At 56.7% G+C, this 17861-nt stretch carries 8 protein-coding genes and 1 pseudogene; 2 read left to right on the forward strand and 7 right to left on the reverse strand.

What is annotated here, in order from left to right; translation table 11 throughout:
* Positions 1 to 188: 188 nt before the first annotated feature.
* Positions 189 to 1484: a four-carbon acid sugar kinase family protein gene (locus PA598K_RS32015; protein ID WP_128660829.1), complete on the forward strand. Its 1296-nt coding sequence runs from the start codon at positions 189 to 191 to the stop codon at positions 1482 to 1484.
* On the forward strand, positions 1481 to 2476 hold the full coding sequence (gene pdxA, locus PA598K_RS32020; RefSeq protein ID WP_128660830.1) for a 4-hydroxythreonine-4-phosphate dehydrogenase PdxA: 996 nt from the start codon (positions 1481 to 1483) through the stop codon (positions 2474 to 2476). The genes PA598K_RS32015 and pdxA overlap by 4 nt, the downstream gene beginning before the upstream one ends.
* 113 nt (positions 2477 to 2589) lie before the next feature.
* Here the strand turns inward: pdxA and PA598K_RS32025 are convergent, their stop codons facing one another.
* From PA598K_RS32025 to PA598K_RS32055, 7 genes and pseudogenes are all read right to left on the reverse strand, one after another.
* The gene (locus PA598K_RS32025) at positions 2590 to 3456 is read right to left on the reverse strand and encodes a M15 family metallopeptidase (protein WP_128660831.1); all 867 of its coding nucleotides are present in this window, start codon (positions 3454 to 3456) and stop codon (positions 2590 to 2592) included.
* 170 nt (positions 3457 to 3626) lie between these two features.
* The gene (locus PA598K_RS32030; protein ID WP_185602349.1) at positions 3627 to 6518 is read right to left on the reverse strand and encodes an ATP-binding protein; all 2892 of its coding nucleotides are present in this window, start codon (positions 6516 to 6518) and stop codon (positions 3627 to 3629) included.
* A gap of 421 nt (positions 6519 to 6939) precedes the next feature.
* Positions 6940 to 10608, reverse strand: coding sequence for an S-layer homology domain-containing protein (locus PA598K_RS32035; RefSeq protein ID WP_185602350.1), 3669 nt, complete (start codon positions 10606 to 10608; stop codon positions 6940 to 6942).
* A gap of 1061 nt (positions 10609 to 11669) precedes the next feature.
* The gene (locus PA598K_RS32040) at positions 11670 to 14741 is read right to left on the reverse strand and encodes an ATP-binding protein (RefSeq protein ID WP_128660834.1); all 3072 of its coding nucleotides are present in this window, start codon (positions 14739 to 14741) and stop codon (positions 11670 to 11672) included.
* 24 nt (positions 14742 to 14765) lie between these two features.
* Positions 14766 to 15908: a response regulator gene (locus PA598K_RS32045; protein WP_128660835.1), complete on the reverse strand. Its 1143-nt coding sequence runs from the start codon at positions 15906 to 15908 to the stop codon at positions 14766 to 14768.
* A 634-nt stretch (positions 15909 to 16542) separates the two neighbouring features.
* Complete coding sequence (locus tag PA598K_RS32050; RefSeq protein ID WP_128660836.1) at positions 16543 to 17229, reverse strand: hypothetical protein; 687 nt, start codon at positions 17227 to 17229, stop codon at positions 16543 to 16545.
* A gap of 331 nt (positions 17230 to 17560) precedes the next feature.
* Positions 17561 to 17861 (reverse strand): annotated as a pseudogene (locus PA598K_RS32055) (hypothetical protein); the annotation flags it as partial.

Below are 17861 nucleotides of genomic sequence, written 5' to 3' on the forward strand. Positions count from 1 at the left end.
ACTTTATAGCGTAGGACTAGAGAGTAGATCGAGAAAAAGAGAGTGGTTGTCCCTATAGAGAGAGGATGTAACGAGGCAAAGCGCTCAGCGCCGAAGCACGGGCGGACGCAAGTCCGCCCATAGCTCGCTTCGCAAGCAAGCGGTAGCGCTGAGCGCTTCATGCTCGTGGATAGGAAGGAGAAATCATCATGAAACTTGCCATTATTGCCGATGATCTGACAGGCGCCAATGATAGCGGCGTGCAGTTGGCCGCTCATGGCTTGTCTACGGCTGTCCTGTTCGATATGGACGAGGACGGCGCCAAGCGCTATGAAGCGGTCGTATATGATACCGACAGCCGCGCCGTCTCGCGCGAGACGGCGTACGAGCGCGTCGAGGCGGCCGCCCGTTTCCTGGTGCAGGCCGACTTCGTCAACGTATTCAAAAAGATGGACTCGACGATGCGGGGCAATATCGGAGCCGAGATCGACGCGGTCTACGATGTGCTGCAGCCCGACTTCGTCATGTTCGCGCCCGGCTATCCCAAAAATAACCGGACCGTCGCAGGCAGCACCCTCTATCTGAAGGGCGTGCCCGTCGGCGAAACGGAGATCGCTCGCGATCCCAAGACGCCTGTCACCGTATCGTATCTGCCCGAGCTGCTGGGCCAGCAAACCTCGCGGGCCGTCGGCACCATCACCGTCGACGATCTGGCGCAAGGCCAGGCGCATGTGCTGGCCAAGCTGGCGCAGTACAGTGAGCGCGAGATCGCAATCGTCGTCGTCGACTCGACCGAGGAGCAACATCTGGAGCAGATCCTATCGTATGTCAAGCAAGCGCCGTATACCTTCGTCTGGGCCGGATCAGCAGGGCTGGCCAACTATTTGCCCGCCTATTACGACTTGCCTACGCGACCGGGCCAGGTGGATATCGCACCGAACGACGGACCGATCCTGACCGTCATCGGCAGCGTCAATAAAAACTCTCGCGCCCAGTTGAAGCAACTACTCGATAAAGCCGATGCAATCGGCATCCCGCTTGACTCCGCGCAGGCCGTCGCCTCGTCGGAAGCACAGGCGGCCGAGGTTGAGCGCGTCTATCTGCGTGCACTCGGACTCGCTCAGGAAGGCAAGGACGTCGTCCTCTACTCGACGGGCGAGCCTGAACACATCGCTGCTGCCCAGCGTATCGGCGAAGCGCGTGGCTGGACGGCGACCGAGGTGAGCAACGAAATCGTCAAAGCGCTCGGCGCGGTCTGCGCGCCCCTGTTGGAGCAGGGCTACTTTACAGGCGTCTCGATGAGCGGCGGCGATACGGCCAAGCAGATCTGCGAGCGCTGGGGCATCAAAGGCTTCGAGCTGCAGGGCGAGCTGGAAATCGGGGTGCCGATCTCCACCTTCCTCGGCAAAGAGGACTTGTATGTCGTCACCAAGGCGGGCGGCTTCGGCACCGAGGATGTTTTCATCCATGCTATTCAGAGACTGAAAGGAGCGGTTCACGCATGAAACCTACCATTGGTATTACGATGGGCGATGCTGCCGGCATCGGGCCCGAGATCATCGTCAAGGCACTGCAGCATCAGGAGATCTACGACACCTGTCGGCCGCTCGTGATCGGCGACGCCAAGATGCTGACGCGTGTGCTGCCGATCGTCGACTCCAAGCTGTCGATCCATCCGGTATCCAGCGTCGCGGAGGCGAGCTTCGCACACGGGACGATCGATGTGCTCGATCTCGACCTGCTGCCTGCCGATCTGCCGTTCGGCCAAGTGTCCGGCGACGCCGGCAATGCAGCGTACCAATATCTCGCGGAGGCCGTGAGACTGGCCAAGCAAGGCGACATCCAGTCGATCTGCACCGCTCCGCTCAACAAGGAAGCACTGCACAAGGGCGGCCATCTGTATCCCGGACATACCGAGATCCTCGCTGCCCTGACCGACACCGAGGACTTCTCGATGATGCTGACCACGCCGAATCTGCGGGTCATCCATCTGACGACACATATGGGCTTGATCGCCGCCATCGAGAGCATCACGCCGGAGCGCACGTATACCGTCGTCAAGCTGGCACACGATACGCTCAGCAAGGCTGGTATCGCCAAGCCGCGCGTCGCGGTGTGCGGCATCAACCCGCATGCCGGCGAGAACGGGCTGTTCGGCAACGGCGAGGAAGAGACCAAGCTGATCCCGGGCATCGAGCGGGCAGCCGCCGAGGGGATCGACGTCACTGGCCCGTACCCGGCCGACACACTGTTCTTCCGCGCCGGACGCGGCGACTTTGATATCGTCGTCGCCTGCTATCATGATCAGGGCCACGCGCCGATCAAGGTCATGGGCATCGAAGAGGGCGTCAACATCACGGTCGGACTGAAGGGCGGCATCATCCGCACCTCCGTCGACCACGGGACCGCCTTCGACATCGCCGGCCGCAACATCGCCGATGAGAAATCGATGCTCGCCGCCATCCGTTCGGCGATCGAGCTGGCGCCGCGCGCCTAATCGCAAGACCAACTACAAGCTGCTGACGCCCTTCGCCGATTACGGCGGAGGGCGTCAGCGCTTCGCGGCTTATTGCTGCGCGCTTGGCGACCGAGCGGCCGCCGCTCACCTGGTCACCATGTCGTCAGGATGACGCCGCCGACATTATCGCCGGAGAGTGTATAGCTGGCTCCCTCCGGGATCGTCAGCCGCGTAACATCCTCTACCGGATGATACGACACCTCGTAGCGCGTGCCATCGAGCTCGATCTCCGCTCGCCCCTGCTCCTGCAACTGAGCCAGATACTCCTCCAGCACCAGCCCCTGCTGCTTCATGATCGCGCTATGCGGCAGACCGACATAACGATAATGCCACGGCTCGTAAGGCACGCCGGTCACTTCGGTCTTGTCCGGCGGATAGCGCAGGATGAAGCCATAGCGCCAGGCATGCTGCTCCAGCCAACGTCCTTCCTCTGCCGACTCCATCTTCCCTTGCTTCGAACCGATATCCAGCGCCAGCCCCGACTCGTGCTCGCTGAATCCCGGCGGATGCGCGTATTCTGGCCCGTTTGTCGCATACAGCTCGGCCTGTAAGGCTTTGCCCCGATACCCGCTCGTAACGAGGAAGTTTGTGATACCATCCAACTTGGCCGCTCCGACCATCGTCGTGAAGCGTTCCAGCAGCTCCGTTGGCAGCTCTATATCACTGTCCATGATGCCGAAGCCATCGAGCAGCTGTTGATTGGCGTACAGATTGACCGTCTCTACCGCTTGGTCGACCTCGGGCACAGGGTGGCCCGGCCCGATCAGCAGCAGCTCTCCACGATGCACCTGCCGCCGCTCCACGACCAGCTCCGAGAGCTTTGCGGTTTCTGCCTGAGGCGGCTGGAGCTCGGCTTGACTCGACGGTCCGTCATCCGTTATCGTCTCGCGTTGCATCATCACATATGCTGCACAGCCGATCACCGCCGCGAAGATCAGCAGCAGTTGTATTTTTCGCATTCCTACGCATCTCCCTTTACCTGTCCTTTACTAAGGATAGAAGGAAAAAGTAAAGAATAAACGTAGAAAAACTAAGATTTTTCTTAAATCTGCCCGCATGCAAACCCGAGCCCCCTCCGCTGCAAGGGCGGATGAACAGAGCCAAGACAATAGAGTAAAGACGTCGCCTTCTAGACGACGTCTGCGCTATCTTGCTTATGAACTACGTGGAAGGAAACAACCGTCCCTTGGCCAGGCGTACTGGCAATCTGCAAGCCGCTGCCGTACAGCCGTTGCAGCCGCTGATTGATATTCCGAAGCGCGATGCCTTGCCCCTCCTTCGCCTGCAGCAGTCCCTCGACCTCCTCTGCTGTCATGCCGACCCCGTTATCGCGGACTGCGATCTCGACTTGATCTGCCCGGCGCAACAGCGTGATCGTCACGATCCCGCGACCTCTCCGCTTGGTCAGGCCGTGGCGGATCGCATTTTCGACGAGCGGCTGGACGGAATAAGGCGGTATCCGCAGCTTCTCCAGCCCTTCGTCGAGCTCCCAGGCGACCTCCAACGAATCGGCGAAGCGCGTCTGCTCGATAAATAAATACGCGCGCACCAGCCTCAGCTCATCGCCCAGTTCGACCAGTTCGCCAGCATTCTGGAACTTGAACTTCTCCCGCAGGTAGTCGCCAAAATGCATGATCAGGTCGATCATTCTCTCCGAATCGATCATCTGCAGGGCCGCAATCGAATTGAGCGTATTCAGAAAAAAATGCGGCTCGATCTGGGCTTGCAGCCAGGCGGCCTCCATCCGTACACGCTCTCGCGAGGAGCTGGCCAGATGCGTCAGCGCCTGCACCCTTGCTCTCAACTCTCTGCCTTCGACAGGCTTGGTCACATAGTCATTGGCGCCAACCATAAAACCGTTCTCGATATCCTCCGGACGAGTCCTGGCGGTTAATACGAGGACCGGAAGCTCCGAGACGGTATACCTCTCACGGATACGACGCGTCAGCTCATAACCGGACATCTGCGGCATCATGACATCCGTAATGACCAGGTCCCAGGCCTGCTCCTGCAATCGGGCCAACGCCGCAGCGCCGTTCGTAACCGCAGTAATCGAATATTCGGCGGGAGGCAGTAGAGAAGCGAGCACCTGCAAATTAAGCGCATCGTCATCGACGGCCAGCACGCGCGGACGATCTCGGGCAAGGAGTTCCCCGGACACGGCCGCTTCGTCGAGCGCGAGGGGCGGAAAGGACGCAGGCCGTCCCGGATGAGCGTGCTCGCTCGCATCGCTAGCCTCCGGAACAGAGCGATCCCCTCCCTTCTGCTGCATTCGAGAGGCTCCTGCAGACTCCATCAGGCTGGCGCTGTCCGCCAGCGGGAGGGAGAAGTAGAAGCATGAGCCTTCGCCGCGCTGCGAGCGGGCATGGATCGAGCCTCCATGCAGCTCGACCAACTGCTTGCATATGCTGAGGCCCAGACCGAAGCCTCCCTCGTAGGCTACGTCGTCTCCTCCTTGCTCATAAGGCTCGAAAATTCGACCCAGCGTCTCCTTATCCATGCCGATGCCGCTATCAGTTACTGAGACAATGGCACATCCTTGCTCGATCCGCGCATCCACCACGATCTCGCCCTGCATCGTAAACTTGACTGCATTATGTAATAGATTGAACATAATCTGGATGAGCCGATTCTCATCCGCCGCCACAAGAGGAAAGCTCTCCGTCACCTCGTTGCGCAGCGCAATCGGCTTGCCATCGGACATAGTACGAATCATATCCAGGACGCCCTCCACAACAGGCTGTAAAGCCACCCCAGACTGCTGTAGTCTCACACTGCTATCTCGTAGACGCACCACATCAATCAAGTCTTCGAGCATCAGCGACATGCGGCGACCGACCTTGGCTACCGTCTCCATCAGGTGTACGCTGTCAGCGCTTAGCGTCTGTCGCTCGCGATTCAACACGACCTGCGACATGCTCATCATCCCGTGCAACGGATTGCGCAGCTCGTGAGACGTATTGGCCAGGAACCGATCCTTCTGACGATTAACCTCCTCCAGCTTGGCTGTCAGCGCTCGCTGCTCGGTATACAGCACATAGTACCGCCGTATCCAGATTGAGGAGAAGAACAGCATCGCCAGCATCAGATCAAAGGGATAATAGATGAGCTTCGTGCCTGTAAAGAGCAAAACGCTCCACCAGGCCATATGATTGCCAAGCGCAAGGTAGCCCAAAAACTGAGCCATGCTGCCTCGGATGCCGTTCGCCGCACTGCGCATAATCGACAGAATCAACAACACAGCGACAGGCAACATACATCCGAAGATAATAAATTGCAGCTTCTGGCTCGCTTGCGGAGGGAAGGTCAAAGAAGCCGCGATGCCGATAACCGCCAGTACGCCGTAGACGCGCTCGACGGGAAGACGCCATGCGGCAGGCAGTCGCTCGCTAACCATCCGGAGCAACGAGTAACCCATCACGGTAAACGCCGTGCATAGGATCATATAACCTCCCGCATAGGAGATCGGGAACCACTGATGCAGCAGCTTGTCCTCGCTGCTGTTGAGTATGACTACCGTATAGCTCGACAGTGCCAGCGCCGAGAATAGCCAGAGCCGTCTCCGCTCGATAGCAAAGAACATGATCAAATAGGCCGCCTGCATCATTAACGCCGCGGCAATCAAATATTGCATCGCTTGCGATAGCTGCTTTTCGCGAAGAATGTTGTAGTCCGCTCCGAACTTGAGCGAGCGCACCAGTCCGCCGCTGCGCGGATCGGAATAGTTGGCCGCCTGGATGACAACCTCGATCTTGCCCTCTGCATCCGGCATAAATGAAGCGATGTAAGGAAGATTCTCCGGACGATACGCTTCCGCCGAGCTTCCCGTTTGGCCGGAGGCGGCCAAACGCCTGCCGTTGACATAGAACTCCGAGGCGCTGCGGATACTGGGCACCTGAATGCTGTACACCCGCTCCTTCTCGTCCACCATTATCGTCAACCGATAACTGCCATAGCCATACGGCGTTGGTTCATCCGGGTCAAGCACGGCATTCCAAGGGGAGGGAATATTAATCTTCATGGGTATAGGCTCTTTTCTACTCGCCTCGCCGATCGGGGAGGAAGCGTCATCAACTGACATTACAAAAACGCCAGGGTAGAACTCCCATTCCCCATCGAGCGTAACCGTCCGCTCGTCTAAATGCTGCTGCCCGCGCAAATCAAGCTGACCATCGACTGCAATGGATGGGTCAGCGGGCATCGCAGTTTGCAACCAAGCCAAACGGCCAGCCGTCAGCACCGCTACAAATATAACAATCGACAATAAAACTTGATATTTTTTCATAATGATGTAAACATTCGACAATCTTCGCACTACTCCTGCTTGACCGGGAGCAAATGCCTTGTGACACAGGGCCGTTTGAGGCGGACGGCGTATCATTGCGGTTTTTTATAAAAAAACAACGCCCGCAAACGTGTATCGTTCGCGGACGTCAGTCCTATCAATTGGCAGTGGCCGAAGCCGCCTCGATCTCTTCAAAAGCCCAATGATCCGGGCTCACATCGCTCCATGTCTGCACCGATGCTGCTGGCGCAACTCCGCGATCCAGGAGACGGTTCATAAAGACGACCACTTCTGCCCGGGTCACGGTGTTGTTCGGTCGGAACGAACCATCCGGATAGCCGTTCATGAGCCCTGCTGTCCGTACAGCTTCAATCATCTGTTCAGCCCAGTGGTGCTGCGTATCGGTGTAGCTATACCCTGCTGCTGCACTCAAGTCCTTCAATGCAAATGCGATCGCAGCCAGCTCCGCTCTGGTCATCCGTTGATCTGGCTTGAACTGTCCGTCCGGATAACCCTTCATAAGACCGCTCTGAATGACCTGTTGTATCTCGTCGTAGGCCCAGTGGGTCGACTGCAGATCCGAAAAATTCGCCTCTGCGCCTGTACCAACCGCAACCGTCCTGGCCAGAATCGCAGCCATCTCGGCACGGGTGATGCCTTGATCCGGTCTGAACGTCCCATCCGCAAAGCCGTTGATGTAGGCAGTCAGTGACGTTGCAGGCTCCTCCTCAACCAAACGCTCCATGTACAGGACGCTAAAGGTACTAAACCGGGTAACGGTGAACTCGATAGCTTCAGAACCGTCCGCCGCCTCCACAATCGTTCCCTGCAGCAATTCCTTTGTACCGTCGCTATGCTCGACGAAGATATGCAGGTTGTTCAGCATCTCTTGGCGTTCGGTCGGGTCAGTCGGGAGACCCTCCTTCAAAGGAAGGATGATCGACACCTCGCGGTTTTGCACGTTCGTCTCGATGCTCATCGGGCGTCCCAGCATGCGCACATCGCGATCTTGCGCCGCTTCGGTTACGAGCTCTGCCTCCGTGATCCGCTCGGCCACTTGGCGTTTCTCGGCGTCGTCCTTGATCGGAACGATGCGGAAGTACAGGTCGTCGGCAAAGCCAGTCAACGATGCTGCCGGAATCGCAATACGAGCGTTAACTGTAGCAATCTCCAGTTGGAGGTTGCCCTCGCGCAGCTGTTGAACGGCCGATCTCGGCACGTCTACTCTGACCTCCGACACCCGGTCGTTCGCATCAGGGATCACGATCCGTGCTACATTCACGCCGGTTTCCTTGGCCTTCTCTGTCATTTGCTTGGCGATGGCGTCTGTAACCGACACCCGGTCGCTTTGCGTGCCATCTGGCTGGGTGGTACGGGTGATTGGCGTTTTCGCCAGGTTCGTGCCGTTCCCGCTTTCGATATCGACGTTAATCTGCTCCGTGTTCGGTACAGGTAGCGGTGTATACACGTTATTGTTATTCGGCGCCGCTGCTGCCTTTACAGTCACCGTAAAGGTTTTGATGTCCGTCGCTTCGCCTTTGGCGATCGTCGCTGTCAGCGTAATGGTCTGATCGCCTTGCGTGTAGCTAGGGCGAGTCACTGCGCCGTCAGCTGCGATAACGCTCGGTTGGCTGCTGGACCAGCTGATCACGGTATCGCTTGCTCCTGTCGTGGGCAACGTCAGACCGCTCACGACACTGCTCGCGCTATCTCCACTGGCATAGCCGATCTCCAGCGCGCCTTTGACTAGCGCTACCGCCTCCTGGTCCGTCTGAGCCAGCGCCTTGACCGTGACGGTGAACGTCTTCGTGTCACTCGCGGCGCCTTTGGTAATGGTTGCTGTCAAAGTGACGATCTGATCGCCCTGCGCATAGCTCGGTCGGGTCACGGCGCCATTGGCGGCCACGATGCCGGCATCGCTGCTGGACCAACTGATCGCGGTGTCGCTTGCTCCTGTAGTTGGGAGCGTCAGCTCACCTGTCACATGATTGGCGGTGTCTCCCTCGGAATAACCGACAGTCAATTTGTTTTTGTCCGAAACTATCGCCTCGGCATCCGTCTCGGGCAGCGCCTTAACGGTCAACGTGAACTCTTGCGTGTCCGACTCGGTACCTTTGGTAATCGTGGCGATCAGAGTGATGATCTGGTCGCCCGTACCGTACGTGGGGCGAGCCACTGTGCCGTTCGTCGCAATCACGTTTGCGTCGCTGCTCGACCAGCTAATCGCTGTGTCGCTTGCTCCTGTCGCCGTCAGCGTCACATTGGCGGTCACGCTGCTCGCGCTGTCGCCAGTGATGTAGCCGATGGCCAACGCTTTTTTCGCCGACGCTACTGCCTCGATGTCGCTCTCGGGCAGCGCCTTAACCGTCAACGTGAACTCTTGCGTGTCCGACTCGGTGCCTTTGGTGATGGTCGCGATTAGAGTGATGATCTGGTCGCCTGTATCGTACGATGGGCGGGCCACTGCGCCGTTCGGCGCAATCACGCTTGTGTCGCTGCTCGACCAGTTGATGGCCGTATCGCTTGCGCCTGTCGTCGGCAATGTCACATTGGCGGTTACGCTGCTTGCGCTGTCGCCAGTGATGTAGCCGACAACCAGAGCGTTCTTGGCTGCTGCCACGGCTTCGGCGTCTGTCTGTGGCAGTGCCTTGACGGTCAACTTGAACTCTTGCGTATCAGACTCGGTGCCTTTAGTGATCGTAGCCGTCAGCGTAACGAGTTGGTCGCCCATATTGTACGACGGACGAGCCACTGCGCCGTTTGTTGCGATCACGCTCGTGTCGCTACTCGACCAGCTGATGGCTGTGTCGCTTGCTCCTGTCGTCGGCAGCGTCACATCGGCGGTTACGCTGTTTGCGCTATCGCCAGTAATGTAACCGACAACCAGAGCATTTTTGGCTGCTGCCACGGCTTGGGCGTCTGTCTGTGGCAGCACCTTGACGGTGACAGTGAACGTTCGAGTGTTGGAAGCAGTACCTTTGGTAATCGTAGCCGTCAATGTTACGACCTGGTCTTCCATACCGTACGTCGGACGGGTGACTGTACCGTTCGTTGCAACGACACTCGTGTCGCTGCTAGCCCAACTGATCGTCGTCCCACTCACGCCTGCCGTCGGCAGCGTTACATCGCCGGTGACGCTCTGTTTGCTATCACCGGTCATATAGCCGATGGCCAACGCTTTTTTCGCCGACGCCACTGCCTCGATATCGCTCTCTGGCAGCGCCTTAACCGTTAACGTGAACACCTTCGTATCTGACTCGGTGCCTTTGGTAATCGTCGCCGTCAGCGTGACGACTTGGTCGCCTGTATCGTAAGATGGGCGAGCCACTGCGCCGTTCATAGCGATCACGCTGGTGTCGCTGCTGGACCAGCTAATCGCTGTGTCGCTGGCGCCTGTCGTTGGCAGTGTCACATTGGCGGTCACACTGCTTGCGCTGTCGCCGATGATGTAGCCGACAACCAAGGCGCTCTTGGCGGCGGCCACAGCTTCGGCATCTGTCTGTGGCAAGGCGATTACTGTGACGTTGAATTCCTTAGTCTCACTCGTGAAATTTTTTGCAATTGTCGCAGTAAGCTTGACCGTTAGGTCACCTTGCAAATAGCTTGGTCGTGTGACCGTACCAGCTGTCGTGACGACGGATGGATGACTGCTAGTCCAACTTACCGTCGTCTCGCGAAGCCCGGTCGTCGGCAATGTCAGATTGCCTGTTACGCTGGTGTCGCTGTCGCCAGCAGTGTAGCCGATCTGCAACACAGGCTTGGCTGCAGCGACCGAGTCGGCGTCGGACACATAAGGCCGAAGCGTTGGATATTGCCCATCAGTCATTATCCAGGCCGTCTCAAAGTCCCAGCCAGCATCTTCATAGGTCGAACGATTTTGCATTTGCGCCGTCGTTTTCGGAACGCCTTTGCCGGTATCCGAGCGTTGGCTGGTGATCGTGTCATAGAAGCTGGATGTAAACGTAACACTTGGAAGAGGATCCCCAACCAAGCCGCCACCCAGACCGACAGAAGTAACTTTGCCGGTAGAGAAACTGTTTATGATCTTCACATTGGCTGAAGCCCGTCCCACGAGTCCGCCAACCGTACTTTGACCAGACACAGGCCCGGTGGCGTAACTGTTCGTTATCGTATTATAAGAATTAGCAAATCCTACTAATCCTCCTACATGATATGACCCGTCCCCCTTAACCTCCGCTGTTGAGATGCTGTAGCTGATCGCTCCATAGTTATCACCTGCAACTCCCCCCAGGTACATATTATTGGAACGAACGATTCCACTGACAGAGCTATAGCTGATTTGGGCGTAGTTTTTTCCTGATAAACCGCCAACCGCCATTTTCCCTGTAATATCCACGTTCGTCAATTTTACATTGACGATTCTGGCACCTGATTCGGTGTAACCGAATAAGCCTACATTCTCTGTCTCAGGGCGATTAATCGTCAAGTTGCTGATCGTGTAGCCCCCGCCCTCAAAATAGCCCATAAAACGGGTTGCTGCAGTACCAATCGGCTCAAAATTACTGTAGCTACTCATATCAATATCGCTGCCAAGCCGATAAGAAGCGTTTAACCGTTGACGAACGCTATCCAGGTGCGCCGGGGTCATAATAATGTATGGATCTGTTCTCGTACCGGCTCCTGTCATCGGATCTCCGGCTGCTTGTACCACTTGAATGCCTTGCGACAGCGGCAATCCAGAGCACAGCATAACAAAAATAAGTAGCATCGACAGCTTACGTTTCATGGTCATCTCCCTTTTTCAGCGCATGCGCCTAATGTCCTATCTTCCAACACTACTTCATAGGACCTTAAAAAAACCTTAAAAACGGAGTTCGCCCCATCACAATGAGGCAAACTCCGTTCCATATAATGGCTATAAAAAGGCTACGCCCGGACAGCATCGCGTACGCGAACCGTAATTGTCGTCCCGCGGTCGGGCTCGCTCTCTATCTTCAAGGGTGTCCCGTATTCGTAGTGCAGGCGTTGATTAATATTCAGCAAGCCCACGCCTCTGACATCGCCCGCTTCCCTCGCCTCCAGCAAGCCTTGTCTCTGTGATGGCTCGATACCGAGTCCATCGTCGGACACGATGAACAGCCAGTCCGCCTCGGATCGTCGCGCTGTCAAGGTCACTGTCCCGCCCTCCATGCGATCGCCGATGCCATGGCGGATCGCATTTTCAACCAGCGGCTGCAGCAGCAGCGGCGGCATGCGCACTTCCAGCGCGCCTGGCGCGATATCGGCCACGAACTGTATCCGTCCCTTGAAGCGGGCGCGTTCAATATTGATATACGTCTGGATCAGCTTGTACTCCTCGGCAAACGGAATTCGCTCGTCGGTGTTGCTGAACCGGAAGCTGCCTCGCAAATAGTCAGCCAGATCGGTAATCATGCTGCGCGCCCGCTCCACGTCCCGATAGCTGGAGGCGACGATGCTGTTTAACACATTATAGAGGAAATGCGGCTTGATCTGCGATTGCAAGAACGCGACCTCCAGATGAACGGCTTTGGCAAGCGATGCCTGCAACGCCAGCAACCCGCCGATCCGCGCCTTTAACTCCTCCTGATCGAACGGCTTCAGCAAATAATCGTTGGCCCCCGCCTTTAACGCAGTTAACCGGTCCTGGTGATTAATGTTGGCCGTCACCATCAAGATCGGCAATTCCAGCAGCGAATACCGCTTCCGTATCTCCTGACACACCTCGTAACCGGACATGCCCGGCATCATCAGGTCGAGGAGGACCAGATCGATCTTGCCTGGCCGATCCAGCTGCTCTAGCGCCTCATAGCCGTCCTTGACGGCAATCACACGATAATCCAACGTTTGCAAAATATCGAGCAGCACCTTCAGATTGACATATTGGTCATCGACGATAAGTACGGTATGCTTGCCGCTCTGTTGCGATTCGTACGGCGTGCCGAACGAAAAGTCCGCTTCCTTGGATTGCAACGACAGCTTCGAAGCGTCAGCTAGCGCGAGCGAGGCAGCCTCCGAAGACCTCGCCAGTCCTTCCTCCGCCAGCGGCAAGATTAAAGTGAACGTCGATCCCTCCCCTATGGACGACTCGACTGTCAAGGTGCCATTCTGCAGCTCCGCCAGCTGCTTTGCGATCGGCAGACCAAGCCCGTAGCCGCCGCGTCGGTCGTCCTCCCAGGCCTGGAAAGGCTCGAACACGTATGGGATTTTATCGCTCGCGATGCCCGCTCCCGTATCCTGCAATGCCAATTCGATCCATCGCCCCCGTACAGCGGCCGTTATCGTCACGCGCCCATGATCGGTGTGCTTGATCGCATTATCGAGCAGATTGCTAATAATCTGGGCCAATCGGTTCTCATCTGCCAGGGCAGGCGGCAAGCTAGCCGGTACTTCATTGATGACCTGGATATTGCGTTCCTGACTCATATAAGCGTACGTGCGCACTTGCAGCTCCACAGCGGCCCTTACATCGACGGGCATCGGCTCGACCCGGAGCTGTCCCTGCTTCAGTCTGGACAGATCGAGGATGTCATAGACGAGCTGCGACAGTCTGCCCATCATGCCGACGATCAGCTGGAGCTTGTCTTGCTGCTCGGCCGTCGGCGGCGTCGACGCATCGTCGAGCATCGATTGGGACAGACTCATCACTCCGTGCAGCGGCGTTTTGAACTCATGGGACGTTCTGGCGAGGAATTCATCCTTCAGCTTATCGGTCGTCAGCAGTTGTTCCGACAGCTCCTCGATGCGATGGAAGGCATTGGAGAACCGCAGCGACATCAGGAGCGCCAGCATGAGCAGGAACAGGAACGGCTCGAATGGAATCGTCGTATAGATGGGCTGCCCGAAGTAGAGGTTCATATTTTGCTTGAGCGCCGTTATATTGACCGCTACTGCGGCGAATACCAGATACGGGCTTCCTTCCACTTTGTCCAGCGCCGCTTTGACAAAAATATAAATGGCATACCCTTGATAAAACGCAATATAGAACGTCGTTAAAATGCGGAACGGTTGCGTATTAATCGCCGGCGCGAATAAAAGGTAGAGCAGCGCAAGCAACGATCCGAGGGCTACACCGCTGCGGACGATCCACATGGAGCAATACGCACGAAAGGTGGTCTGGACATACAGCGCAAACCCGATGCCTACGCCTACCGCGGAAAGCACTTGAATCTGTATGTATAGCCAGAACGGCAAATCGCCGAAAATGTGCAACAGCATGCGCTCGCCTCTGACGCTTGTAAACAACGCAACGCCAAGGCACATCAAGCCAAACACGAGCGACGAACGATCCTTTTTCCGTTGGGCATACAATCCGGTAAAGTACAAACCGATGATGAGAAATGCGGTAATGGTCACCCAATCGTAAGCCTTGGCTCGATCATTCAGCCGTATAATCTGCTCCGCCGTTCCGAAATAAATGGATTCGACGATGCCGCTGTCTGCGGGAAAATCATAATTGGCGACATGGATGATGATCTCATTCCAGCCCGCGCGCATCGGGGAAAACCCGACGCCAGGCTTCATCAGAGCGCGATACGACGCCTCTCCCCCCGGCTGCCCGCTACGGATCACCTCTGCGCCGTTGACCAGAAGTCGATGACTGAGGAGGATCGAGCCTGTCTTCATGCCAAAAACCGGGCTCGGATCGCTGATCCAGACGCGCAGTCGGTACGTCCCGCTGCCTCGGATATCCATCGCCTGCGACCAGGAGCCCGGCACCTGGATCCCCTCGAATGGCAGCCCGGTTTGCGCACGCGAGGCGACATCCTCCGGACTTAGCAGCTCGTTGGGATAAAACTCCCACTCTCCATCGAGCTTGATGACGCCTCCCTCTGCAAAATCCCATGTACTCAAGTCTATCGCCCCGTTAACCGCAACAGGAGATGGCTTGTCAAGCCAGGAGCTATAGAGCAGCAACGCCAAGCACACTGCCACTAACAGGAGCGAGGTTGCAAGCAGCGCCAGGATACTTTTTTTCATCGTCTCCACCTCATCGTCGGCAGCTTAGGAAGGGTTGACTTGCCGATACAGTCTCAGCGTCGCCGCCTCCAGCCTGGCTCCCAGCTCCCTGCTTACCGTCTGTTCCAAGCGCTGGTAAACACGACGCGCCTCGTGACGATTGCCCATCGCCAGGTACGTCTCGATCAGCCTGCGTCCGTCCGCTTCCGAGTCAGGCGCTGCTCGCAGCAGCCATTCCATGCTGTCCACGGCCAGCGTCGTCTCCCCACGATTGTAAAAATAGGTCTGGAAGCGGCGCAGCGCATGGACGCACGCAGCGTGCAGCTCCATACGCTTGGCCTCCGCCCAGCGAAAATCGCTGGTCGCCATATACGGCCCCCGGTACAGCCGCTTCATCCGCTCATATCCGTGCAGATTCAGTTGCTCCTCCGTCAAGACTTGCCGGATCGTCTCTTCCAGCTCGGCTACATCCGAAGCGATTCGATGCTGCTTGGCGACGAAGGCTTTGTCGATACGCTCAATCTGAATCGGTACTTGATACTCGGCCAGCGTTTTCCTTAAATACGACAGGCAAGTGTACAGATAGGTTTTGGCCTTGCCCAGATCATGCTCAGGCCATAATGCCTCGATGATCAGCGCCGTGTTGACCGAAGCGCCCTGTTGATGGAGCAAGAAGGCGCACAGCTCCTTTTCCTTCGTCGTCTTCCATGGCAAAAGGGAGGTCGCGTCATCCGACAGCTGGATACGGAACTCCTCAAAAAAGTGTATGTAGGGGAAGCTGTTTAGCGGTCCGGCTAGGCCAACGCTCGGAGCCGGCGCCGACAACGCCTGGATGCGGGCCAGCGTTTGTTGCAGCCGTGCCGGTGTGAAGGGCTTGAGCAGATAGTCGATCGACTGAATCTCAAAAGCCTCCACCGCATATTCGGCGTAGGCGGTCGTGAACACGATGGGGATCCCGGGCCGCAACTGCTTGATCCTCCGGGCCGCCTCCATCCCCCTCATCCCCGGCATATGAATATCCAGAAACACCGCATCTACTGGATCGAGGTCGGGAGACTCCAGGGCGTCCAGCGCTTGCAACGGATTGGCATAACGGCCGACAACCTCGACCGGCCCGACCTGCTCGAGCAAAATCTCCAGCAGGTCCAGCGCATCTTCTTCGTCGTCTATGAGCACGACACGATTCATCTCTTCAAACTCCTTACGTAAACGGCATGCGACCGCCAGCATACTTGCTTCGAATCTACTTCCAATCTCTCCCCTATTCATTCGACAAAATGCGACCAAATCCCTTGCGCAGGCAAGAAGGAGTGGTGGGAGACGCAGCGAAGGGGCGAGGCGGGGGGATAACGGCGAGCGCTGCGGGCGAGTGTTGCGGGCGCGGCGACAAACGGCGAGCGTGGCGGACAAGTGTTGCCACTTCCCAGACTTGGGTGGGTAGTGGGAGCCGAATCCGCGGGATGGGACCACCACCGCTTACGGTGAGATAGCACAGCTGGTAGGAATCGGGGCGGCTACTCACGTGCGGGGATGGGGAGAAGACGCCTGGACTTGTGCCATATTTCGCACAAGTCCAGGCGTCACACCATCTACTGGCCCATTTTGTGCCATATTTCGCATAAGTCCGAGCGCCACACTGTCTACTGACCCATTTTGTGCCATATTTCGCATAAGTTCGGGCATCGCACTGTCTACTGGCCCATTTTGTGCCATATTTCGCATAAGTCCCGAAACTGCAATGGCATGTACCGTTTACCGAATCACTACCGTTCACTCACTCCCCATATTCCATTTGCACGTTACAAACTAGTAGTCGACATCATCATAACCAATCTAGACTTTGGATCGCGCCAAGGTACTCATAGCGGTCCACTCGGTTGGATGTTCCGCTATGAACCGCACGAAGCTTGCCTTTACGGACCAATTCCCGGCAATATTTTATGATCGTATGTCTATGCAATTCCAGTTCGCTGGCCGCATGACCAGGACGGACAATCCGGTTCTTGCGAACCGCATAGCGTATCAACTGACGTTCAATTTTGCCGAAAGCCTGCGCTTCCGAACGCTGATTCTTATCTGGCGCTGTCAAAAATGTCGCTAACACCGCACGCAGCATCGAGATTACAAACTGCGGATTCTCCTTCATCTCGTCCAGCGAGATTGAGAACACCAGATACTGCTGCGATTGGAGGAACAATTGTCGGTTGAGATCCAAGCGGTACTTGGTACGGTCTTTGCCATGAGAACCATAGTCCATAATTTCGAACGCGATACGCATGCTGCCTGTAATCCAAACAAAATCCAAAAAGTAGGAACGCCCGCGCCAATCCTTGACTTCATACTCCGGGTGCAGGTTGTTGAAGTGACCCATGAGCGTCCACCAAATGCTCTCTGCAAAAAGCTTATTGCCGTATCCCAGACCTCGTCTTAGTGCATCCTTGCGTTCTCCCTCCCGATGCTTTAGATGCCATGTAATCCATTGCTTGTGTTCTTTTTCGAAGCTGCTCATGTTATCGCCTCCCTTGGACTAAAAAACGCCTCGAAGCTCCTGCCGATAGGCAGAATCCTCGAGGCGTGCTTCGCCGCGCAAACCGTCGCAAAAGACGGTCATTTATTGTTGATCCCAAGCCAGGAGCGGTTGACTCTGTACGGTTGACTCTGTACGGTTGCTCCATTAACTTCTCGATTGCATCACTATAGCTATCTTATCCAAAAATATGAAAAACCTCAAGTCGAACATATTGACCGACATAGTCTAAGTTTTGAAGATCCCCGCCGCTCGATCCATCATACTCAGCAGTTTCTAACGATCCCCTACCCCAACTCCCAATCGTCCTGCTTCAACCGAATCCCGTGCTGCTCGTCGGCTCGGGGATTTTGCCGCCGAAGCCGCCAGCGCTGTTGCGCACCAGACCAGCCATAGCTTTCAGTCGGTAGCCAATGCTCTTGAACTTGGACGGCTTGACGATGACCGCTTCCCCCGGTACCTCGCCGCTTCGGGAGTGGTAGATCTTGATCCCCTGCTCCTGATACCGCTTCAGCACATGCGTCAGGTCCTGTTGTATCGCATCGGTCCGAAGGATGATCCGCTCGATCCCCTGCTTGCGCAAAAACAATGCCGACGGCATATCCTGCGGCAGC

The organism is Paenibacillus sp. 598K (assembly GCF_003851045.1).
GTDB lineage: Bacteria > Bacillota > Bacilli > Paenibacillales > Paenibacillaceae > Paenibacillus_D.